Here is a 22,897-nt window from a genome sequence, read left to right on the forward strand (position 1 = left end):
ATCTATCTTTTTAGTGGAATCGGAGCAGATTCAAGTATATTCATGAACCTGAAGCTCCCGGGTTATCATAAAGTTTACATTACCTGGATACCTGCTTTGCCCAATGAGTCACTAACACAGTATGCAGGCAGGATAAAAAGCCAGATCACTGTCGAAAATCCCTACTTTATCGGGCTTTCTTTTGGAGGCATTATAGCTGTTGAAGTATCTAAACAAATCAGGGTAGAAAAAATGGTATTAATCTCTTCGGTTCGCACAAAGAGCGAACTGAACAAGTTGCAGTTTTTTTTCATGAAGCTGGGTTTGTATCGAATCATTCCCGGTCCATTGATAAAACGTGCCAATTTTCTCAGTTATCGTTACTTTGGAGCCAAATCACCAAATGATAAGAAGGCATTAACGAAATTGTTGCAGGATACAGATGTTACTTTTTTTCGTTGGGCCCTGAAAGGGATAGCTTATTGGGATAATAAAGAAGTGCCTGAAAGAACTATTCAGATACATGGGACTGCCGATAGGGTAATCATCAGCAGGCTGGTGCATCCTGACTATCGAATTAAGGGCGGAGGTCACCTGATGATTTTAAATAGAGCAGATACGATTAGTAAAATTATCAGAAATTACTTTCGGGACTAAGGCAATAAAAAGGCCTTCAGTTTTAAAAATCTGAAGGCCTTTGCAATTAGTTTTCCTGTTGATAATTCAACAAGCTGTTACTCTCCCGTCTTTGCTTCAATATATTCACATACCTCAGCGCCAGTTTATTATTATAGTTTTCATATGCCTTTTGTGCCCACTCTATCGCCTTATCTAACTGTCCGTTTATTTCACAAATAATAGCCATGTTGTAACATGCGCGCCCGGCTATTTTGCCACTGGAAGAGGTGGTCTCTTTTTTCCATAATTCAGCCGCTCCATTCCAATTGCCGGTTTGCGCTTTGCGCTTAGCGATGCTGAAATTGTTAGTACCTCTTACATAATAATCCCTGGTTACTTTGATCCAGTAAGGCACTAACCTGTACGCATAATCCTGGCCCGTTTTCCTGCTTACATCCTTCACAGCTTCTTTTCTGTTGATGATCGCACCTGCTGCTGCCACCGGATTGATGCCTTTACCCGACAGGGTAATGCTACGGGTGATCGGATATTCATCCAGGATCAGCCGGTTTACAGGGTCGTAAATCCGCCAGCCGGTTTTCACTATAGTAAGCATAGAGGCATGGTGTTCCACACCCGGTATATTGCCCAATGGTGTTTTTACAGAAATAGGTACTGCTACATAGCTGATTTTAGAATCTGTATCAAATAGTTCCAATGAGAAAAGTGCATCTACATGTTTCTCTTTGCAAATCTGATCGACCACATCCCATGCAAGTGGAGATGGGAATTGACCTGGTACATTCGAGCGCAGGTTGAGATTGAGGAAAGCTGTTACGTTTGTAAACCGGTTGTTTTTGATCAGTTCATCGGCCAGGCCAATAATGCCTGCCTGGGATGCCTGGGCATCCAGACTATCGCCTTCTAAACTTATTACCTTATCTACAATGTCCAGTGCTTTATTCTTTTCCGTCACAAGACTTCTGTTGATGATACCAACGTCTTTCATTCCCGGGGGAAGGGTGACAGGTGATGGTTGCTGAACGCTGATGTAGACATGATTGGTGGCACTACAGGAATACAGACCGACTGTAATCAGCATGACAATGTACAGTTTTTTCATAGATAGGCAGTTTAAGTACAATGCAAAGTTTACCTGGTGAATGCTACAGGTAGAATGCTATTTTTGAGCAAGATAGTAATTAAATTAATATTTAATACTATATATCTATCGGAGGTGCCTTTGCAATCGTACTAAAATCCCGCCTGGTTTCTTTGGCGAATGGCTTCTTCAGTTGCCAGTACAAACTTCTCCTTTACATTATACGCAGCATCGGCCTGCACTTCTTCAATAAGCGGGCGTAAATTTTTATTGTAATCCCGAAATGCTGATTCAAAGTTTCCATTATGTTTTTCCAGCGCATCAGCCAGTGCTGCCGCTCCATCCATTGCTAACGAACCGCCCCTTCCTGCTGCCGGCGAAGCACAATAAGCGGCATCTCCTACTAATGCGACCCTGCCTTTTGTCCAGCATGGCATTTTTATCTGGCAAAATTTATCGAAGTAAAAGTTTTCCGAGCCGGCTACTTCCTTTAATAATTCTGTGGTTCTCCATCCCTGCCCTCCAAACTGTTCCAGGATGATTTTTCTCTGTTCCTCTACATTACGGTAATCATATGGTATTTCCTTTTCTGAAAGGAAGCAAAATACAATGTCAGTTTTATGCCTGTAGGCATTCAGCATATAAGCCTTGCCCGGAACATTATAGAACTGCATGGTGTTTTGCTTTATCAGCAATTTATCTATGATTGAGATAGAAAAATATGCCCCGAGAAAATGTGCGTATTTATTTTCAGGACCAAACCAGATTCCTCTTACACCTGAATGTGTGCCATCGCATCCAATCACCAGCTCAAACGGGCGTGAAGAACCATCTTTAAATGTAACTGCTATATTATCCACAGTTTCATTTAGTGCGGTAATACTATTGTTGAAAATAAAGTTCACCTCATCTTTCAACTGATCTAATAAAATCCGCACTAATTCAGTTCTTTCTATTTCGATCTCTTCTCCCTCCCGCTCTACTGCAATGAATCCGTCTGTTTCATCTGCAGCATTTTTGAATTCGATCCTTTCCAGGTTCAATGCACTCAATTTTAACTGCTCATAAATTCCCATACGCTTCACTACATCAATGGTAGGCCCCTGCAGGTCTACAGCAGTTCCTCCCATCCTGGGTGCATGAGCAATTTCCACCACTGTTACTTTGTAACCTGCCTTATTCATCCAAAAAGCTGTTGCAAGTCCGGCTATACTTGCACCTGATATGAGTATTTCTTTTTTCATTGGCACAAAATAACTGCGGGTGATCCGGAAAAATAAGGTCTGGAAAAAGTAATTATTGGACTAATCGAGGTTTTTGTTCCGGAAAGTTAAGGGTGTTTTCCCCACTACTTTGGTAAATAACCGGGAAAAATAGGGATAATCATCATAACCTAATTCTGTAGCTATTTCTTTGACCGCCTTGTCAGAATGGGAGAGCAACCGTTTGGCTTCCAGGATTACACGTTGCTGTATGAGATGGGAAACGGAATAACCTGTTGTGTTTTTAACACATTCATTCAGATAGGGGACAGATATGTTTAGTTGTTGGGCATAGTATGCCGGTCGCTTGGCTGTTGTATAATTACGTTCCAATAATTCTTTGAATCCTTTAGTCACGATTTCAAATCGCGGCAGTTGCTGTGTGGGTGTAGTTTGTGCCAGGTATTGCGATATTACTAATGCTACCAGCGCATTGCAACTATCTTTTAGCAGTGAATGATATAGCCTGTCGTTTTTTCGTTCAAAAAAACGCATACTCAATGATACCGCGTCGGCAATAAGGGAAAAGGTTTCTTTCTTTAATAACAGGGGTTTTGCCGGGGTGATCGCTTCTAATAGCTGCAGGTATTCCGGATGCAGGTTTTCATTGTTAAGTGACCAGCAGCTGAGTGTTACATTTTTAAAAGAGAGAATGCGATGTACCTGATTAGGGTGTATGTAGATCAACTCCGAAGGCCTGATGGTATATTGCTGGAAATCTATTTCAAGCCCAACGCTCCCTTTTTCAAGCAAAAAGAAAGAATGTCCATCCTCCCTATGCGATTTTCCGGCCTCTTCCATTTCTGCCGCACTGAATGCCTTCACAGAGATTTTTTCAACAGCTATACCTGAACCAAATTGGTCCGCCATCGGGTTTACCGGAATGGATTTTCTTTTTTTCACCTTACAAATATAATTTTTTGGCTACAAAGTGCCTCAATAGGGCTACAAGTGGAAAAAACCATCTGCCGATCTTTGATCTACAATTAAAACATCAATACTATGGCAGGTAAAATATGGTTTATTACAGGTACCTCAAGAGGTTTTGGACGGGTTTGGACAGAAGCTGCGCTGCAACGGGGGGATAAAGTGGTAGCTACCGCACGCAAACTTCCAGGCATTGAAGACTTTAAGGAAAAGTATGGCGAAAATGTGTTGACACTGGAACTGGATGTAACGAATGAAAAGCAGGTGAATGAAGTTGTAGCCAGGGCACATGCACACTTTGGCAGACTGGATATTGTACTTAATAATGCAGGTTATTCCCTGGTCAGCACCATTGAAGAGGCCAACGCTGATGAGGTAAGGGCACTGTATGAGACAAATGTGATAGGTCCCGTTGCAGTGATTAAGGCAGCACTGCCATTGTTGAGAAAACAGGGCGGCGGTCATATCATTGGCGTTTCCAGTAACCTGGGGCATGTGGTATTGCCTGTGATCGGCTACTACTGTTCTTCTAAATGGGCATTTGAAGCAATACACGAAAGTCTGGCTGCAGAAGTGAAACCTTTCAACATTAAGGTGACTATCATTGAACCTGGCGCCTATGCAACGGAATTCGGCACACAGGAGTCTTTAAAATTTGCAGCAGGGCTTGACATCTATGCCGATTTCAAACAGCAGTTTTTCGGACAACTCGTTTCGTTTGAAAGGGGTAATCCGGCCGCTACGCCTCCATCGCTTTTTAAAATGGTAGATGCTGATAATCCACCTCTGCGATTCAATATTGGCAGTCGCAACCTGGAAGGGGTACGGGCAGTGTATGCTGAGCGACTGGCCACCTGGGAAGCCTGGGACGAGGTGTCTCGTGCTGCACAGGGAGAATCAAACTAACATAATATGAGAATGATAACCGACCTTTGTACCGGTTATCATTCTTTAATGTGCAGAAACATGAAAAAAGAAGAAAATCTCCCTTATAAAATGGGCTCTCTGTCTGATATGCACCGCATGTTTGGGTTACCGAATCCCAGGCATCCGCTGGTGAGTCTTCTCAATGGGCCGAATTCCCAGATTGAGAATATGCCGATTGGCCCCCATGTGCTGAATTACTATAAAATTTCCTACAAGCCAAAGTTTGGTGGCAGAATACGGTACGGGCAGAGTTACTATGATTTTGACGAAGGTGGTTTGTTATTCGCTTCTCCGGGTCAGATTATCGGACAAAATGCCGAACATCCGGCGGTGTGTTCTGCATATGTGTTACTGATACATCCGGACTTTTTACTGAATTACCCTATCGCCAAAAAGATCAGGCAGTATGGCTATTTTTCTTATTCTACCAACGAAGCACTTCACCTGTCTGAAGAAGAAAAGAATACGATCCTTTCCATCTTTCAGATGATTGATACAGAACTCAACAGCCGGATTGATGATTTTAGCCAGGATGTGATTATTTCTCATATTGAGTTATTGCTGAATTACGCCAACCGGTTTTATAAGCGCCAGTTCGTGACCCGCAAGGTTATGCACAACGATCTGTTGCAAAAGATAGAAGACCTGCTGGATGATTATTTTAAGCATGATTATCCGTCATCCAGGGGATTGCCTTCTGTTCAGTACCTGGCAGACCAGCTGAACCTCTCCCCCAGTTACCTGAGCGATATGCTCCGGTCGCTCACTGGCCAGAATGCACAGCAGTTGATTCAGGCACGGCTATTTGAAAAAGCGAAGGAGCTGTTGTCCACTACCAGCTTATCAGCATCTGAAATAGCTTTTCAGCTTGGATTTGAGCATTCTCAATCTTTCAGCAAGTTTTTTAAGGTAAAGGCGAAAGTGTCTCCTTTGCAGTTCAGGCAGTCATTTAATTAATGGGCGCCTGCGGCCGGTTTAAATAAAACACAACTAATTTAAAAAAGATTTGGTAGTGATAATTATTTACATACCTTTGCACCCTCATTGCGAGGTAGAGCAGAGGTAGCTCGTCGGGCTCATAACCCGAAGGTCAGCGGTTCGAATCCGCTCCTCGCTACAAAGTAAGTCCCGGATCAGGCCGGGATTTTTTATTTTATACAATGCCAAAGCGGCCCAGCCATCATTATACAGGCTAACTAATATTATTCCCCGCTCTTCAGCTGGGTATAATCATAAAACCACTTGTTGAGTGGGTGGGGATAAGGTTCTGCATGCACACGCTGATACCAGGCATTGTATTTCGCTTCCAGGTCTGCCGCCACTTCGGGATATTGGCGGGACACATCTTTCAGTTCTGACCGATCCTTTTCCAGGTCATACAGCTGCCATCTTTCAGAACGTTCTGCCACGAGCTTCCATTTACCTTCCCGAATGGCCCTGTTGCCTTCATGCTCCCAGAAGATGGGGTTCTTTCTACCTACATCCTTTCCCGTGAATGCCGGTTTGATACTCACACCTTCTACCGGCTGAATTTTGTTGCCATTATACTCAGCAGGATAATTAGCATGCGCCAGGTCAATCAGGGTAGGCAGAATATCGACTAAGTGGGCCGGCTGGCGCTCAAATTTGCCGTTTCTCTCTTTGGGTATACCTGCAGGCCAGCTTACAATTGCAGGGCTGGAAATGCCTCCTTCGTGCGTATGGTGCTTATACATCCAGAAAGGGGTGCATGCTACCTGCGCCCAACCCTGCCCGATGTAGACATCTGAATTCACAGCACCCGGCTGCTCTCCGTCGTACCGGCCTTCTATGCCCGGTTCTGCATTACCACCATTATCTGACACAAAAAGAATGACTGTGTTATCAAAGGCATTTCTTTTCTTCAATCCATCTACGAGCACGCCTACTTCCTTATCCAGGTGACTGATCACGGCTGCATATATAGCCATCATATCGTCATACCGTTTTTTCTTTGCGTCTCCGAGGGTATCCCATTTATAAATGATCGGGTTATCAGGAGCGGGTTTTAAAGAGGCATCTATTAACCCCAGCCGGATCTGCTTTTGATACCTCGCTTCTCTGACTTTGTCCCAACCCTGCAGATATTTACCCCTGAATGGTGCAATTTCATTTTCCGGCGCCTGCAAAGGAAAATGTGGTGCATTGTATGCCAGGTAGAGCAGGAATGGCTTTTTCTCTGTCAATGCCTCGTCTATGAATTTAAGACCATAGTCTGTAAAGAGGTCAGTGGTATACCAATTCTTAGGAAGTTCTTTGTTCACATCCAGTTCGCGGCCATTTAAAAAGAGGCGGGATCTTTTGTCTGCATGATAGAAACCACCATTAGGCGCTGCAAGTGATCTGTCAAATCCCCTGTTGGCAGGTGTTACACTAAAGTCAAAACTCACATGCCATTTACCGGCCATTGCGGTAAAATAACCTGCGCTCTTTAGTACCTCAGCAATGGTAACAGACTTGTTGTTTAATTGTCCGCGATAAGCTTCATGCTCAGGGCCAAGATCATTCATCATATGCCCAACACCGGCCTGGTGACTGTAGCGCCCTGTTAACAAGGTGGCTCTTGAAGGACAGCAACGGGCAGTGTTATAAAATTGCGTAAACCGGACACCGTTTTGTGCCAGCTTGTCGAGGTTGGGTGTGGGAATTTCGCTTCCATAGCATCCCAGGTCTGAATACCCCATATCATCAGCCAGGATGACGATGATGTTCGGTTGCTGCTGTGCAATGCTCTTTTGCGGGGACAGCCAACCAAGGGTCAGTGCACTGATCGTCATGAGTGCTGCGTGTTTCATATGATTTGCTTTAGTTGTTTAACAGGTATTTGGCCAGTGCCACATCGTAAGTGGCGGATAGCGATTTTAATTTCTCCTGAAATACTGCCAGGTCCGTTCTATCTACTGACTGCAATACATTCAGGGCCTGCAACCTCGCCATATCGTTAGGACTATCTATGGCTGAAAGGAGCACTTTTAATGCATCTTCTTTCTGACCTAGTTTATAAGCAGCTTCTGCGGCAGCGATCTTCACAGCGATACTTTCGTCCTGTAATAAGGGGAGAATATCTTTCTTTGCACTGGCAGCGCTGGCTCCAAGAATAGTAATGCCGGTAGCAGCCCAATAGCGGATAACGGCATCTTTATCTTTTAGTTTTTTCACCAATGCCGGCAGGTGTTGCACATCACGACTGGAAGCTGCTTCTGCAGTTTCAAGCACTTTCGTAATGTCATAGTTGGAAGAATGTGCATACTCATATGGAATAATACCTGTGAGCTGGGCTTCAGGAATAAATCCTGCATCCTTTGTATTGATCAATTCCCGGTGCAATTCCCCGCGCATTTTGACAAGCACCTGTTGGTATTCTTTTTTACCAGCAAGGTTATGAATGTTGTCAGGATCATTGATTACATCATATAGTTCTTCTACAGGCTTCTCTTTCCAGAACCGGGATTGGAGTTCATTCAGGTTACCTGCTTTGTATTCCCTTTCCCATGATCGCATGGAGGCCGCTTTCCACAGGAATTCCACATGCTGACCATAAATCTTATGCGGATAAAAATTTCTTACATACCTGTATTGTTTATCCCTGATGGAGCGAACTTTGTCATCACGCTCATCCATTCTGCCACGAAAATTGAAGGCATAGTCATGTGGTGGTGGCAAATGCGGGCCGGCAAAAGCCCTACCCTGTATATAGGATGGCACCGTTATACCTGCCAGGTTTAATACAGTAGGTGCAAAATCAACGAAGGTGACCAGTTGATCGGTGCGGGTACCGGGCGATAAATGTTTATACTTTTCAGGGAAACGAATAATCAATGGTACATGTAATCCTGATTCATAGATAAAGCGTTTGCTTCTGCCTAATACTCCGCCATTATCAGCATAATAAAAGACAATCGTGTTATCTGCCTGCCCTGATTCTTCCAGCTCTTGCAGTAGCTGCCCTACCCTGTTATCCATCTGTTCTATCTTATCATAGTACAGTGCCCAGTCGTGTTTCATCTCTGTTGTTTTTGGCAGGTAAGGTGGTACCGGGGCTTTTTCCGGATCATGTTTCAGGTTGGGCTGATCACCAAAGATGCTACTCTCGTGAGTAGTAAAGATATTGAAGACAGCAAAGAATGGCTGACCGGGTTTACGATTTTTATAAGTCGCCTGATCGCTGGATTCATCCCAGGCATCTGCCTGATCGATGGTGTTATAATCTTTCTTTGAATTGTTAGTAGTATAATAACCGGCCGCACGCAGGTACTTTGGAAAGAACTGTACAAAGGACGGAACCGGATAAGTACTTCTCATATTCTCCGTACCCAGGGAGGTAGGTAGCATTCCTGTAATTAACGTATTGCGGGAAGGCGCGCAAACAGGTGCGGTGGAAAATGCATTTTCGTACAATACGCCCTGTGTTGCAAACCGGTCAAGATTCGGTGTTGTGGCATATTGATCACCATAACAACCCAAAAATGTGGTGTTGTCTTCACTTACAATCCAGAGAATATTGGGCCTGTCTGGCTTGGTCTGGGCAGCGGCATGCATAACAGGAATTGTCAGCAGCGCGAAAATTGCTCCTATACTTTTCATTCGGTCTGATTGAGATAATTTGATTGGTGGGAGAGCAAATATAATTATTAGTCTATTAATTTTGTAGATTAAACAAAACATTGTATGTTTGTTCCGTTATAAGGCATGTCTCCACCAACCTCCCTTATATTAGTAGACCGTGAATGCCATCTTGTGGTCGTTGATTTCTTACTTTTCTTGTTCAATTTTCATTTAAAGCGGCGAACGCCTCGGGTTATGGCTATGCCCATTACATTGTTCCAATATCAACCTAATAATATTACAATGAAAAAGAATCAGATTATTCATTCCATCCCTATCAGTTTGCCATGCAATAGGACAATTTGCTGCTGCTGTTAATAATCTTCTCTTTTTATTCCTTTTTCAATGAATGATCTACAGGCCATGTGCTCATGGCCCGAAGGAAGCCTTTGTCTTTAATCAAAAATGTCATGTATAAAAAGTTTGTATTACTGGCTTTGCCATTGCTATACGCTATGCTATCGCCTGCACAGGATAAACCACTGATTAATTCTACCGTGAGCGGAACAGTGGTGGATGCCAGGACCAAAGAGCCATTGCCTGGTGCTTCTATCAAAATTGAAGGAGTAACCAATCAGACTGTCACTGATGATAAAGGCAATTTTCGTTTGGTAACGGGGCAGAAGTTGCCCTACCATGTTATAGTCCGCTTTATAGGGTATGATACCTTAAGGGTAGAATTAACTACTTCGCCAGCGAGAATTGAATTGACACAAACATTGAATCAACTAGATGGTGTGGTAGTAGTGGGATATGGTACACAGAAGAAAAGTGATGTAACCGGGTCTATTGCTTCTGTACCACCTGCTGTCAAGGAACAGCCCGTCAACTCCATTGAGCGTCTGCTGCAGGGATCTGTAGCGGGTGTGGTTGTAACGCAAACCAATGGGCAACCCGGAGGCGGTGTGAGTGTACAGATACGTGGCAATAACTCTATCTCTGCCGGGAGTGATCCACTTTATGTGATCGATGGGTTTCCTATCAACAACAATTACAGTGTAACGAATTCGGGGGTAACGAACGGACCTAACATTAACCCATTGTCTACTTTAAACACCGCCGACATTGAATCGATCGATGTATTGAAAGATGCTTCTGCTACTGCGATCTATGGATCGAGAGGTGCAAATGGTGTGGTATTGATCACTACCCGGAAGGGCTCAAAGAACAAGTCTTCTATCAACTATGATGGTTACTATGGGGTACAAAAAGTAATTAAAACAATTCCTTTGCTGAATGCCCGTGAATGGTGGGCATTGAGAAAAGATGCAGCCACGAATTCAGGTAAATCAGTCACATTGCCTACTGTAACCGGTTATTCACTCGATACCAGCGGTGAAGGTACTGACTGGCAGGCAGCAGCATTTACTACCGCACCTATGCAGAGCCATAGCTTATCCATCTTTTCCGGCTCTGAGAAGACACGACTGGCGATTGCAGGCAATTACCTGAAACAGGAAGGTGTGATCATTAAAACCGGCTTTGAACGTTTTTCTGCCCGCTTGAATGTAGAGCATGATTATAATACCAAACTGAAAATAACATCCAGCATTATTGGTACACATACCAAAGCAAATGTAGCGCCTGCCAATATTGTACAGGGTTTGCTGTATACGCCTCCTTCCCTGCCCATTTACCAGGATGATGGTACTTATGTAAAGAACAGCCCTTTTGAAACGGTGTACGCTAACCCGATCAATACACTGAATAACCAGACGAATGAGACGATTACGAATCGTTTTCTGGGTAATGTAGCTGGCGAGTATACCATTGCAGACGGCCTGAAAGCCAAAGTACTGTTGGGTGCAGACGTGATAGACAATAAGCAGAACAGGTACCTGCCTAAATCTACTTACGAAGGATCCAGCTATAATGGATATGCTGCTGTAGGTTCGCTCTTTACTTCCAACTGGCTGAATGAAAACACCATCACGTACGACAGGCAATTCAATGACAAGCACAGGATCAGTACCGTGGCGGGTTTTACTGCACAGCAATCTCAGTCAAAAGGTGTAACGGCAGTATCCTATGGTTATACTTCTGATAACCTTACCTATAACGATCTGGGTAGTGGCACCAGTGCAGGAACGCCGGGTTCTTCTGCCCTGAAATGGTCGCTGGCCTCTTACCTCGCAAGGGTCAATTATGCTTTTGACGATAGGTTTCTCGTTACGTTTTCATTCAGAGCAGATGGTTCTTCCAAATTCTCTGCAGGAAATAAATGGGGGTACTTTCCATCAGGTGCTATCGGCTGGAATATTTATAAAGAGCGGTTCTTTGAAAATGTAAAAGGGATCAATGTATTGAAGCTACGTCTGAGTGCAGGTTCCACGGGGAACCAGGACATTGATGCCTACCAATCGCTGGCCAGGATCGCTTATTACCCTTATAATTTTTCGGGAACGGCCGTGTCAGGATATGCGCCAAAGACGGTCTCCAACAAGAACCTTACCTGGGAAAAAACCTTCCAGGTCAATGCGGGGCTGGATATTGGATTGCTGAATGGACGTATCTCTATTGTGACCGATTACTATTATAAGAAGACGACGAACCTGTTGCTGACGGGTACTGTACCGGGTACTTCGGGCCTGGCAGACCTGAGCAACAACCAGACTTCTACTACTTATCAGAATATTGGGGCTATCTCCAATAAGGGATTTGAGTTGAATATTAACTCCAATAACCTGACTGGTGAATTCAGGTGGAATACCATTTTAAATTTTTCAAGGAATACGAACAAGATCCTGCAACTGACTGAAGGGGTAGAAGAATACATTCCAAGCAGTGCAGCGCCATCTATTGCCAAGATCGGGCATCCGGTAGGTTCCTTCATTGTATACAAAACAGATGGTATCATACAGGAAGGTGAAACAGCTTTGACACCGCAGGCAGATACCGGTCCGGGTGGTCAGCAATATAAAGATATCAATGGTGATGGTAAGATTACTTCTGCCGGTGACCGTATCGTTATTGACAACCAGCTGAAATTTACCGGGGGATTGACAAACTCTTTCAGCTATAAGGGATTTGATCTCTCTATATTCTTCCAGGCTTCTGTAGGTGGAAAATTATACAATACCAACGAAGCCCAATTGGAACTGGGAACAGGTTATACCAATGCATCGCGGGTGATGCTGAGAAGATGGACACCTACCAATACCAACACGGATGTGAAAGAAGCGTACCAGGATCCGGCAATTACCATCTCTGATCGGTTTATTGAAGACGCCACTTATTACAGGCTCAAAAATGTTTCACTCAGTTATTCTTTTCCAAGGTCTTTCTTAACAGCAGCGAAATTAAAGGGATTAAGACTTTATATCTCTGCACAGAACCTGGTTACCTGGACCAATTATACAGGCTTTGATCCTGAGGTAAGCAGTAATGGCCAAAGCCTGATCAATAAAGGAGTTGACAACAACTCTTATCCTAACAACAAGTCATACCAGGCTGGTCTTACTCTCACTCTTTAATCTGTTTAATCATGAAGTTCTATTATATACTTATTGCAACCAGTTTATTGTTTTCTTCCTGCAAGAAATTCCTGGAAGAAGATCCGGAATCATTTGTTTCGGAAGAACAGTTTTACGAAACGGAATCAGATGCTGAAACTGCTATCAATGCGGTGTATTACCACCTGAATACAGGAAGTGTACAAAGCCCTTATAACACTTTGTTTAATACAGGTATGAATATGGCAGATGACGATGAAGATCCGGGACCTGGCGCTACCAATTCAGATGTACGTTCACTGGCGGTATTATCGCATTCTACCAGCAACCAGCGTATTTATGAGTTATGGCAACAGCATTATGCTGGTATCAGAAAAGCCAATGTAGTATTGGCAAAAGTGCCGGATATTACTTTCACTGATGAAACAAAGAAGGCCAGAATTTTAGGAGAGGCGAAGTTCCTGCGGGCGCTGTTTTATTTTAACCTGGTACGGTTGTTTGGAGATGTACCGCTGGTAACGACTTATCAGTCTGAAGTGCTGGCATCTGCTTATTATACTACCAGAACATCTTCTGACTCAGTATATGCAAAAATTGAAGCAGACCTGACAGAGGCGGCGGCTTCCCTGCCTGCTTCCTACTCTTCTCCCGATGTAGGCAGGGCAACTGCCGGGGCGGCAAAAGCATTGCTGGCCAAAGTATATTTATATGAGGCTTCCCTGCCACTGAACATTACCAGCAAATATCAGCAGGCGGTGACTGAGGCGGAAGAAGTACTTTCTTCGCAGGATGGTGGTACGGGCAGCTATGGTTATGATCTGTTTTCTGATTATTCCCATGTTTTTTTACCTGCTTATGAAAACGGTATAGAGCACGTATTCTCTGCGCAGATGCTGGCCAATTCCAATAACCAGGATAACAATGAAACGCAAAGAGCCATCTATTCTTCTATACCGGGGCTGACTGGCAACTATGCACATATGGTACGTTATTATACCAATGGCAATGACAACTATTACAGCATTTATAAAATATTCAGGGCAGACGATAAAAGAAGGGATGTAACATTTGTACGCAGTTTTACCAGTCCTACTAATGGTAAAAAATACGCGTTGCCGCTTTCGAATACTGCTGTTCCAAATGATTCCACGCCTTTCTATAATAAGTGGTGGGATCCTAATTATGCAAGTGCGGGTGAGTCTTCTACCAATGTGACTATTCTGAGGTATGCAGAAGTATTGCTTATTCATGCGGAGGCAGAAAATGAACTGAATGGCCCTACTGCGAAAGCTTACAAATCTATTAACAGGGTGCGTGCAAGGGCTGGTCTGCCGGATCTGGCTACAGGTCTTACAAAAGATCAGTTCAGGGATTCCGTGTACCTGGAACGCAGGTTAGAGTTGGTGTATGAATACCAGCGATGGTTTGACCTGATTCGTGAGAAGGATGCCAGTGGCGGTGGTATTTTGCTGACCAGTCTGCAGAAAGTGGGTAAGACAAATGTGGCGGCCAAGCACTATTTATATCCTATTCCACAAACAGAAATTGACAATAATCCATTACTCACACAGAACCCTGGGTGGTAATAAAATCCATTCTTTCTAATTATGAAAAAGAGATTTTTGCTATTCTTCATGGCAGGAAGTTTTTCTTCCTATTTATTTGCGCAGGATACTACCTATAAGGGCAAGATAGGTAAGACCCTTGCTGATTCGCAGGAGTGGTGGGCGCCTGTTACCAAAGCGCCGGCAGGAGCTCCGAATGTAGTTTTGATTCTTTTGGATGATGTAGGGTTTGGTGCTTCCAGTAGTTTTGGCGGGTTGATTCGTACGCCGGTGCTGGATCAGTTAGCCAACAATGGATTGCGGTATACGAATTTTCATACTACTGCAATTTGTGCGCCGACACGTTCTGCTTTGCTGACGGGCAGGAATAGTCACTTTGTGCATGAAGGCGGATTTTCGCACATTGCAATGTCTGCGGGCTTTCCGGGATGGGATGGGCGGATTCCTTCTTCTGCAGGTACGATAGCGGAGATACTGAGAGATAACGGGTATAATACATTTGCAGTGGGTAAGTATGGATTGACACCGGATGAAGATGCGACAGACGCAGGTCCGTTTGACCGCTGGCCGGGTGGAAAAGGGTTTGAGCATTTCTTTGGGTTCCTTGGGTCTGCTACGGATCAGTATAAGCCTGACCTGGTGGAAGATTTTGAGCATATCAAACCAGATGGAAGACACCTGAATGAACAGATTACGGACAAGGCGATTGCTTATATTGACAGGCAGCATAGAGTAGCGCCGGATAAACCGTTCTTCCTGTATTATGCACCGGGAGCTACGCATGCACCGCACCAGGTGGATAAATATTGGAGTGATCAGTATAAGGGGCAGTTTGATGAAGGATGGGATGTGTATAGAGAGAGGGTGCTGGCACAGCAGAAAAAGCTGGGCATCATTCCTGACTATGCACAGTTGCCGGATCGGAATGCAAGGGTGAAGGCGTGGAATAGTCTTTCTGCGGATGAGAAGAAATTGTTTGCAAGATTCTTTGAGGTGTATGCGGGATATTTGACTTATACTGATTACCAGATTGGAAGATTAGTGAATTACCTGAGAGAGCAGCGACTGGAAGAGAATACGCTGATTTATGTGATCATTGGGGATAATGGGGCGAGTAAGGAAGGTACGGTGGATGGTGTGATTAAACCGGGTTTGAATAGTACTTTACAATCTTCTGAAGCAGAGTATTTGAAGAAGAACCTGACTTTTATTGATTCTATTGGTACTGCGGGTGCGAATACCAATTATCCGATTGGTTGGGCACAGGCTGCGAATACACCTTTTAAAGACTGGAAGCAGGATGCGCATTCAGAGGGTGGTACGCATAATCCGTTGATTATTTATTATCCGAAAGGGATTCAGCAGAAGGGTGGAATTCGTGAGCAGTATGGGCATGTGATAGATATTTTGCCTACTACGCTGGAATTGGTGGGGTTGAAGAAGCCGGAGTATATCAGGAGTGTGAAGCAGGATTCTATTCAGGGGACTTCGCTGGCATATTCTATTAATGATGCGAAGGCAAAGTCAAGACATTTGATTCAGCATTATTATATTTTTGGTGCGCGGGCGTTGTATTATGATGGGTGGAAGATTAGTGCGGCGCATAGGCCGGATGGGATTGATTATAATTTTTCTGAGGGGAAGAAGTTGGAGAAGACGAGGTTTGAGGATGATGTGTGGGCGTTGTATAATTTGAAGGAGGATTTTAATGAGCGGGTGGATTTAGCGAAGAAGTATCCGGAGAAGCTGGAGGAGTTGAAGAGGTTGTTTGAGATACAGGCGACGGTGAATAGGTTGTATCCGTTTATTGATACGTATGATAGGAATAATAAGTTGATACATCATCCGAATGGGAGTGATCAGCAGGGGCCGATAAAGTAAATAGTTCTGAAAAGCCCGCGGGTTCCGCGGGCTTTTCCTATTTTTGGCCCTATGTCACAGGAATTAGATAAGCGACCAGGGGAACTCAGCATCAAAAAGTCCAGTCTTAGCAAAGAACAAAAGACTTTTAATAAGCTGATACAGCAGATAGCCAGTCTCCGGCAGGAGCTGGCCGAGCTAACGGTGGTGCTGGATAAACAACGCCGGCACTATATTAAACATATCTATCCTTTCGTACAGCAGCTCACTGAGCTGCGGGGGCAACTGGTGGTATTGATGAATGGGTTTATGACTATCTCCAAAGGTTTGTCAGACCATGAAAAAGAAGACCTGCGATTGTTGATTCTTCAGCTATTAAAGGATATCTTCAGGTATCAGCAGGGAGATCCGGAGGGGGAACTGCTCGATATCTTCAATGCCTTGTCTGAGATCACCTACCACGACATGAATGAACAGTACCTGGCTAAACTGAGAGCAGCGGCGGCCAGTGAAGAAACTTTACCTGCGCCGGTTAGTAGTACAAAACGCGAACGCTATAAAGAAGAAAAAGAACGGCTGCTGGATGCCTTGCGCCGGAAGAATATTCAACAACTTTACAGACAACTGGCTAAATTCTTTCACCCTGATCTGGAACAGGACCCCGCAAGGATACAATTGAAAGAAGAGCTAATGAAACAGCTGGTGATAGCAAAAGAAAAGGAAGACCTGCTGACGATGTTGCAACTGGAACTACAGTGGATTGAGCAGGAAGACAGACACCCTGATTCCCTGACGAATGATAAACTACACTTGTATAATACCACCCTGAAAGAACAGGTAAAGGACCTGCAGGACCAGATTAATTCGCTTTTTAATCATCCTGCATATGAGTTCCTGCAAGGTTTTGCAAAAACACCTCAAAGTGCCAGGTTCATTGACTGGAAGAGTGAGAAGAATAACCTGGATCATCTGCTGTATGGATTCAGAGAGATTATCAGCGGATTATCGCAGGATACGAAGAGCGCATTGAAGGTGCTGAAAAATGTTTTAAAACATAATACCTGAGAAGATTGATTATTTATTCCCTGTGGAGGGAATAAACATCCGCAATGAGCACTCCCTACATCCCGTTTATCGGCAGATCGATGTAACTGCTGTTGTACCAGTTTATTTTCAGAGGTTCGCCTGCATCCTTAATCGTTTCCTCACTTACATCCTTCCCTGTTCCATAATTGAGTTGTGAAAAGGGATTCTTATTCACATTGACAACGACCAGCAGACGACTACCCTTGTGAAGTTGTTTACTTACGAATTGCGTATTATTCAGGGGAATATGCACCAGTTTACCCGGTTGCAATAACTGGCGCTTAGTGGGGTCAGCTGCATAACTAGCCCTGATGATGGTGTAAGAGAGATGAAAATAAGTACCATCAGGTTGAATTTCGTAAATAGTAACCCCTACGTCTACATCTTTTTTATTGATGGAAAAGGTGAGTTCACCAGAGAAAGAACCGGTGTATACCAAATCCTTATCGAATGGTGCGCTGGTGAAATCATACCCATTAGAAGTATCAATTTCTTTACGGATAATTGGATCAGGGTAATAATCATTGTTGCTCTCATTGCGATTAGCAAAATCTACCTTTTGTTCGATAAAAGATAAACGGGATGGTTTCACAGGTGTCAGGGCACGACTGATAGTGTTCAGATATAATCTTTGATTATGTTGGCTCAAATCCCCCGCACTTGCCCAACGATTGGCTCCCATTACCTCGTAATTAACTTTATCGTGCAGCATGGCCGGTAAAGGACCATTTTTGAAGATATGATCCATCCAGGCAAATGTGAGGGCTTTGGTGTTGATAATGGCACAGGAATCCACTTTATATCCATTGAGAACGGTATCCCCTCCTATTTGTGCACCAAAATGGCTGTAAGGGCCTATTACAAGGTATACATCCTTTTGTTTCCCCATTTGCCGCAGGTAATAAAGGCTTGAGTTCTGAGAGTCATTGTAATACCCATCTATGGCAAGAACAGGGATGTTGATCTGTTTAAAATCATCGCCATAAGGCGCCATGTTCTGCCAGTAAGCATCAAAATCAGGATGCGCAATCCACCGCTGAAACCAGCGGTTAGGCGTACCGTCTATGCTATCCATTTTATTATAAGCTACCCCCGTTTTCCACCAGCTAAACATCATGTTGCGAAACCGCCTGCGATCATTGCCGGCGATAGTATCGAGATACTTGTTGTTGCCTACATAAAAGGACCATTCATAGTTAGGATTGATGAAGATGTTGTTCTCCATAGGTAATCCCATACCCGGGCGATTGGCAACGTAGGGAACAATGGTTTTCAGTGCAGGGTGAAGCCGCTTGCAGGCCGCCCATTGACTGAAACCATTGTAACTGCCACCGAACATGCCAACACTGCCGTTGCACCAGGATTGTTTGCTGATCCAGTCAATGACTTCGTAGGTGTCGTTGTGTTCATACTCATAAGGCCATATTTCATCCGGGCTCAGTCTTTTACCCCTGGCGTAAGCGATAACGCCTACGTATCCCCTGTCGGCTATTTCCTGCAGACTACGTAGGTCACGCCCTTTATCACGCACATAGATGGTGAACTGGAGAAGTACGGGGAGTGGAGTAGTGTCGGTCGCTTTTCGCATGACCATGAGAGAGAGCTGTGCACCGTCCGCGGTGTGAACGAGGATGCTGTCCTGGAAGATGTAGCCTTGCTGGCTATAGGCCGTAAGACTAAGGAACAAACAGAAGGCGGTTAAGAGGGCTTTGAACATGGATTAAATATAAGCAAAAGATTGCTTCCGCCATGACCGGAAGCAATCTTTCGATTGATTAAAATGTATAGGAGATAGTAGCCTGCCAGTTCCTGGGCGCCCCCGGGAAAAGACGCAGGTAATCATAACCACCTACCCAGTAAATTTTATTCGTCAGGTTATTAAAGTTCAGTTGCAGTTGTACCTTGTTCACTTTGTAATACAGGGCTGCATTCAGCAATGCATAACCCGGTAATGTCTGCGTTGTATTGAGCGATACATTGCGGGTAGTTACAAAGTTGGCACCAACACCCAATCCCAATCCTTTTACTTTACCGGCCGGAATAGTGTATTTCGTCCAGAGGTTCCCCTGGTGCTTTGGTGCATTTGGTTTTTGACGGCCGATCAATGCCTTATCTGTTCCCAATGCATCGCTGATGATGGCATCATTGTAAGAATAGTTCGCGACTATATTCCAGTCTTTGGTAATCTGACCTGTGATATCCACCTCTATACCTTTGGCAGTTTCCTTGCCTACCTGTGTGAGCAGGTCTGGTTGGTTCGCTACGCCCGCGGGGTATAATGTATTCTTCTGGATGATGCGATACACAGAGAGGTTACCCGTTAGTTTACCCTGTAACCATTCTGTCTTCAAACCACCTTCAACCAATTCGCTTTCGATCGGATCGAATGGACCACCTGTGAGCGGATTGCTCTGGGTAGCCGCATCCTGTGGATTGTACCCCTTTGTGTAAACGCCGTAAATATTGATATTGCGGGTTACGCTGTAAGTCAGACCGAGACGGGGGAGGAATGCATGTTGTTTTACATTCTTCACAGAATCTGTTTTATAGTAGGGTCTGTCTGTGTAGGTTTCAAAACGTACACCTACCAATAGTTGTAATGCACCAAATTTAACCTGGTCCTGGATGTACATACCGCCGAGGCTATTAAAGCTGGGTTGTACGGTGGAATTTTGTGCCACGTATACATACTTGTTCATATCCTCCAGCACATTCTGCCTGGTAATGAGGTTGTAAGATGGTACGTTGGGTTTTGGAATATTGATCACTTCGCCGGTGGCTGTGGTATATTTATAGAATACATAGTTTGCTGCATTGGCGGGATTGTATGCCGCTACCCCACCATTCTTCAGTTGGTAGTTGGCAGCCGTCATCTGGGATGCACCGGGAGAAAGCGTAGCTTGTGAATAGTCATAACCTGCGAGCAACTTATGCGCTACTTTTCCGGTATAAGCATCGTATGTGAGATAAACGCTGGCATTGGCACTGGCCGGATTTTTTTTACGTACGAATACCTGTCTTGCTACCAGGCTGCTAATAGGATTGCCGGCAGAATCTACTGCATATGCATTGGCACTTCTGTGTTCCAGCAGGTCTTCGGTATAACCGGTACGCAGGTAGGCCAGGTTGAATGCAAGACGGCTGTTAAACTGGTGGTTCAGGGAAGCCATTACCGTGTAAGTTTCTTCATTCAGGTAGTCGTTCGTAGCATTGAGTGACTGAGAGATCGGTGTTGAATACAGGCCCTGTCCCAGGAAGATGGATTGACCACGATCCAGGCGGCTGTTGGATTTGTTGTACACTGCATCGAAGTTAATGCGTGTCTTTTCATTCGGAAGAAAGGATACAGATGGTGCTATTACGATGTTCTTGTCGAATTGCAGTACGCGGAATGATTCTGCATTTTCATAACCAAGATTGAGGCGGTATAGTATAGTTTTATCCTCGTTGAGCGGACCGGTAAAATCTAACAGTGCCCGGGTGGTATTGAAACTACCCATGGTGAAACTGAGTGACTTACGATCTTCATCCAACGGTTTTTTGGTGACACGGTTGATAACGCCCCCGGGTGAAGCATTTCCAAATAATGCGGAAGCAGGGCCTTTGATCACCTCTACCCTTTCCAGGTAGTTCACCATTGGTTGTTTCCAGAACCCGGTGAATGTACGCATGCCATTCATCAGCTGTGTGGTACTACCACCATTGATACGGAACCCACGGATGGTAAGATCGTCGTAGAAAGTAAACTGGTTCACACCGCTCATATTCTTTACTACATCACCGATTCTCACTGCTGCCTGATCCTGAATTAATTCTTTGGTAACATAAGCGATGGATTGCGGTACATCTTTCAACGGTGTGGCAGTTTTGGTACCGATAAAGGAGTTGGTATTTTTGTATCCCATTTCTTTTCTACCGGTAATTTCTACAGTTTGCAACTGTTCCAGCGAAGGCAATAGTACGACATCTACTGGCCTGGTAGAATCCGTATTGAAGGATACATCCTGCCCCTGGAAACCCGTGTGGGAAAAATGAATGGTATATTTACCCGCTGGCAGGTCTTCTATGTGAAATACCCCGTTTCCATTAGAAAAAGAACTGTATTTGTGGCCTTTTAGTGAAATACTGACTTTCTCCAGTGGTTGGTTGTTGATATCTTTTACTGTACCACTGATACTGTGCTGCGCATGGGCTGCAAGCGTTGATAACAGCAATACAGATATTAAATAAGTAATAGTCCGAAGCATTGTACAGAATATAGTTTAGGGGTGCAAAGGAAACGACTTAACTAACTAATAGGGATTCAAATGCGGAATTTCATTTACGCAAAAGGAAAAATTTATTTCATGGAGGGTAATTTCAGCTTCACCATAGGAATGGTCTGTTTTACCCGGATTATTAATTTTCTATATGGGAATTTTATTTTCTTTACTGTATAATAATTATTTACTCCCATGAGAATGTTCGTAATCGCCCTGTTATTGTTCTGCTGTAGCTGCAGAAAATCAACAACTTCCCCAGTTACCTATACCGATGATGATCTTGCAGGCCCGGTGTCACGCCCCGGCAGCGGGTACGGTGCAGATGGCAGTTATACCGTAGCCAGTGTAACTTTTGATAGTCCAACTTATAGCGGTAAGAAAGTCACGCTGTTTTACCCCAAGGAAGCAACCGGACCTGTGCCTGTTATTTTTTATTCACATCCATATGGCGGAGAGGAAGTATCTTATAATATAGGACTGTACAATTTCATTGCAAAGAAAGGCTATGCGGTGGTGTTTGCACCTTATCCTACTACGGGTGTAACGGTAGACTCAAGGTACAATACTTTGTGGCAGAGTTTTCTGAAAGCGGTGAATGACTATCCGGGTATTATTGATACTAAGAAGGTCGGATTTATGGGCCATTCATTTGGCGGGGGAGCATCGTATGCACTGGCATATAAAGGATTTGTAGAAAATGGATGGGGTGAAAATGGCCGGTTTATTTTTACCATGGCACAGTGGTATTCTTATAATATTACAGCAGCGCAATTGCAAAGTTTTCCCTCCAATACAAAATTGATAGCTGAGGTGTATAATGATGATGTGACCAATGATCACAGGATGACAATAGATATGTTTAAGCATATCAATATTGTAGATGCAGAGAAGGATTATATTTTAGTGAAGCAAAGTGTGGTAGATGGGTATACGTATACGGCTGCACATGATTTACCAAATACAAGAACGGCATATGATGCGTATGATTATTACGTGGTGTATAGATTGCTGGACGCGATGATAGATTATAGTTTTAATGGAAATGCGAATGCAAAGAACACCGCATTGGGCAATGGTTCAGCTGCACAGGCGAGTCTGCCACAGGGAATGACGGCGCTGGAGGTAACGGATAGTCCGGTGGCAAAGTATGCGCAGAGTAAGTATTTATTTCCGTGTGGATCGGGTGATAATCCAAGGATTGCAAATTGTGAATAAAAAGGGTTTAAGGGTGTAA

At 44.1% G+C, this 22,897-nt stretch carries 15 protein-coding genes and 1 tRNA gene; 9 read left to right on the top strand and 7 right to left on the bottom strand.

Features of this window, described 5'->3' with window-relative positions; genetic code table 11:
• Window positions 1-42 precede the first annotated feature (42 nt).
• The gene (locus ABDW16_RS04405; RefSeq protein WP_343667971.1) at window positions 43-636 is read left to right on the top strand and encodes an alpha/beta hydrolase; all 594 of its coding nucleotides are present in this window, start codon (window positions 43-45) and stop codon (window positions 634-636) included.
• A 46-nt stretch (window positions 637-682) separates the two neighbouring features.
• Here ABDW16_RS04405 and ABDW16_RS04410 read toward each other — a convergent pair whose 3' ends face one another.
• From ABDW16_RS04410 to ABDW16_RS04420, 3 genes are all read right to left on the bottom strand, one after another.
• The gene (locus ABDW16_RS04410; RefSeq protein WP_343667972.1) at window positions 683-1,720 is read right to left on the bottom strand and encodes a DUF6340 family protein; all 1,038 of its coding nucleotides are present in this window, start codon (window positions 1,718-1,720) and stop codon (window positions 683-685) included.
• Between the two features lie 131 nt (window positions 1,721-1,851).
• Entirely contained in the window at window positions 1,852-2,943 is a 1,092-nt protein-coding gene (locus ABDW16_RS04415) for an FAD-dependent monooxygenase (protein WP_343667974.1), read from the bottom strand.
• 60 nt (window positions 2,944-3,003) lie between these two features.
• A complete protein-coding gene (locus ABDW16_RS04420; RefSeq protein ID WP_343667975.1) occupies window positions 3,004-3,864 on the bottom strand; it encodes a helix-turn-helix domain-containing protein in 861 nt (286 codons plus the stop codon).
• A 99-nt stretch (window positions 3,865-3,963) separates the two neighbouring features.
• Between ABDW16_RS04420 and ABDW16_RS04425 the strand changes: the two genes are divergently transcribed.
• From ABDW16_RS04425 to ABDW16_RS04435, 3 genes are all read left to right on the top strand, one after another.
• Complete coding sequence (locus tag ABDW16_RS04425) at window positions 3,964-4,794, top strand: SDR family NAD(P)-dependent oxidoreductase (RefSeq protein WP_343667976.1); 831 nt, start codon at window positions 3,964-3,966, stop codon at window positions 4,792-4,794.
• Window positions 4,795-4,854: 60 nt separating this feature from the next.
• Window positions 4,855-5,772, top strand: a complete 918-nt coding sequence (locus tag ABDW16_RS04430) for a helix-turn-helix transcriptional regulator (protein WP_343667978.1) — start codon at window positions 4,855-4,857, stop codon at window positions 5,770-5,772.
• 88 nt (window positions 5,773-5,860) lie between these two features.
• Window positions 5,861-5,932: transfer RNA gene (locus ABDW16_RS04435), tRNA-Met, on the top strand.
• 85 nt (window positions 5,933-6,017) lie between these two features.
• On the opposite strand, the gene ABDW16_RS04440 is transcribed toward ABDW16_RS04435, so the two are convergent.
• Both ABDW16_RS04440 and ABDW16_RS04445 read right to left on the bottom strand, forming a co-directional pair.
• Window positions 6,018-7,628, bottom strand: coding sequence for an arylsulfatase (locus ABDW16_RS04440; protein ID WP_343667980.1), 1,611 nt, complete (start codon window positions 7,626-7,628; stop codon window positions 6,018-6,020).
• Between the two features lie 10 nt (window positions 7,629-7,638).
• Window positions 7,639-9,417, bottom strand: coding sequence for a sulfatase-like hydrolase/transferase (locus ABDW16_RS04445; protein WP_343667981.1), 1,779 nt, complete (start codon window positions 9,415-9,417; stop codon window positions 7,639-7,641).
• Window positions 9,418-9,848: 431 nt separating this feature from the next.
• Between ABDW16_RS04445 and ABDW16_RS04450 the strand changes: the two genes are divergently transcribed.
• The 4 genes from ABDW16_RS04450 to ABDW16_RS04465 are packed head-to-tail and all read left to right on the top strand — an operon-like array spanning window position 9,849 to window position 17,380.
• A complete protein-coding gene (locus ABDW16_RS04450) occupies window positions 9,849-12,911 on the top strand; it encodes a TonB-dependent receptor (RefSeq protein ID WP_343667982.1) in 3,063 nt (1,020 codons plus the stop codon).
• An 11-nt stretch (window positions 12,912-12,922) separates the two neighbouring features.
• Window positions 12,923-14,476, top strand: a complete 1,554-nt coding sequence (locus ABDW16_RS04455; RefSeq protein WP_343667984.1) for a RagB/SusD family nutrient uptake outer membrane protein — start codon at window positions 12,923-12,925, stop codon at window positions 14,474-14,476.
• Window positions 14,477-14,497: 21 nt separating this feature from the next.
• On the top strand, window positions 14,498-16,336 hold the full coding sequence (locus ABDW16_RS04460; RefSeq protein WP_343667985.1) for an arylsulfatase: 1,839 nt from the start codon (window positions 14,498-14,500) through the stop codon (window positions 16,334-16,336).
• Window positions 16,337-16,387: 51 nt separating this feature from the next.
• Window positions 16,388-17,380 (top strand): hypothetical protein, encoded by a 993-nt coding sequence (locus tag ABDW16_RS04465; RefSeq protein ID WP_343667986.1) that lies wholly within the window; start codon window positions 16,388-16,390, stop codon window positions 17,378-17,380.
• A 55-nt stretch (window positions 17,381-17,435) separates the two neighbouring features.
• Here ABDW16_RS04465 and ABDW16_RS04470 read toward each other — a convergent pair whose 3' ends face one another.
• A complete protein-coding gene (locus tag ABDW16_RS04470) occupies window positions 17,436-19,118 on the bottom strand; it encodes a CocE/NonD family hydrolase (RefSeq protein ID WP_343667987.1) in 1,683 nt (560 codons plus the stop codon).
• Between the two features lie 58 nt (window positions 19,119-19,176).
• Complete coding sequence (locus ABDW16_RS04475) at window positions 19,177-21,648, bottom strand: TonB-dependent receptor (protein WP_343667988.1); 2,472 nt, start codon at window positions 21,646-21,648, stop codon at window positions 19,177-19,179.
• A gap of 207 nt (window positions 21,649-21,855) precedes the next feature.
• Here ABDW16_RS04475 and ABDW16_RS04480 point away from each other — a divergent pair, with 207 nt between their 5' ends.
• The gene (locus ABDW16_RS04480) at window positions 21,856-22,878 is read left to right on the top strand and encodes an alpha/beta hydrolase (protein WP_343667989.1); all 1,023 of its coding nucleotides are present in this window, start codon (window positions 21,856-21,858) and stop codon (window positions 22,876-22,878) included.
• Window positions 22,879-22,897: the final 19 nt, after the last annotated feature.

It is taken from the genome of Chitinophaga sp. (genome assembly GCF_039596135.1).
Classification (GTDB): domain Bacteria; phylum Bacteroidota; class Bacteroidia; order Chitinophagales; family Chitinophagaceae; genus Chitinophaga.

What these genes read in the sequence shown, in the direction of transcription:
- ABDW16_RS04405 (WP_343667971.1), top strand. Translation starts at nt 43, where the DNA reads ATGAACCTGAAGCTCCCGGGTTATCATAAAGTTTACATTACCTGGATA.
- ABDW16_RS04410 (WP_343667972.1), bottom strand. Translation starts at nt 1,720, where the DNA reads ATGAAAAAACTGTACATTGTCATGCTGATTACAGTCGGTCTGTATTCC.
- ABDW16_RS04415 (WP_343667974.1), bottom strand. Translation starts at nt 2,943, where the DNA reads ATGAAAAAAGAAATACTCATATCAGGTGCAAGTATAGCCGGACTTGCA.
- ABDW16_RS04425 (WP_343667976.1), top strand. Translation starts at nt 3,964, where the DNA reads ATGGCAGGTAAAATATGGTTTATTACAGGTACCTCAAGAGGTTTTGGA.
- ABDW16_RS04430 (WP_343667978.1), top strand. Translation starts at nt 4,855, where the DNA reads ATGAAAAAAGAAGAAAATCTCCCTTATAAAATGGGCTCTCTGTCTGAT.
- ABDW16_RS04440 (WP_343667980.1), bottom strand. Translation starts at nt 7,628, where the DNA reads ATGAAACACGCAGCACTCATGACGATCAGTGCACTGACCCTTGGTTGG.
- ABDW16_RS04445 (WP_343667981.1), bottom strand. Translation starts at nt 9,417, where the DNA reads ATGAAAAGTATAGGAGCAATTTTCGCGCTGCTGACAATTCCTGTTATG.
- ABDW16_RS04450 (WP_343667982.1), top strand. Translation starts at nt 9,849, where the DNA reads ATGTATAAAAAGTTTGTATTACTGGCTTTGCCATTGCTATACGCTATG.
- ABDW16_RS04455 (WP_343667984.1), top strand. Translation starts at nt 12,923, where the DNA reads ATGAAGTTCTATTATATACTTATTGCAACCAGTTTATTGTTTTCTTCC.
- ABDW16_RS04460 (WP_343667985.1), top strand. Translation starts at nt 14,498, where the DNA reads ATGAAAAAGAGATTTTTGCTATTCTTCATGGCAGGAAGTTTTTCTTCC.
- ABDW16_RS04465 (WP_343667986.1), top strand. Translation starts at nt 16,388, where the DNA reads ATGTCACAGGAATTAGATAAGCGACCAGGGGAACTCAGCATCAAAAAG.
- ABDW16_RS04470 (WP_343667987.1), bottom strand. Translation starts at nt 19,118, where the DNA reads ATGTTCAAAGCCCTCTTAACCGCCTTCTGTTTGTTCCTTAGTCTTACG.
- ABDW16_RS04475 (WP_343667988.1), bottom strand. Translation starts at nt 21,648, where the DNA reads ATGCTTCGGACTATTACTTATTTAATATCTGTATTGCTGTTATCAACG.
- ABDW16_RS04480 (WP_343667989.1), top strand. Translation starts at nt 21,856, where the DNA reads ATGAGAATGTTCGTAATCGCCCTGTTATTGTTCTGCTGTAGCTGCAGA.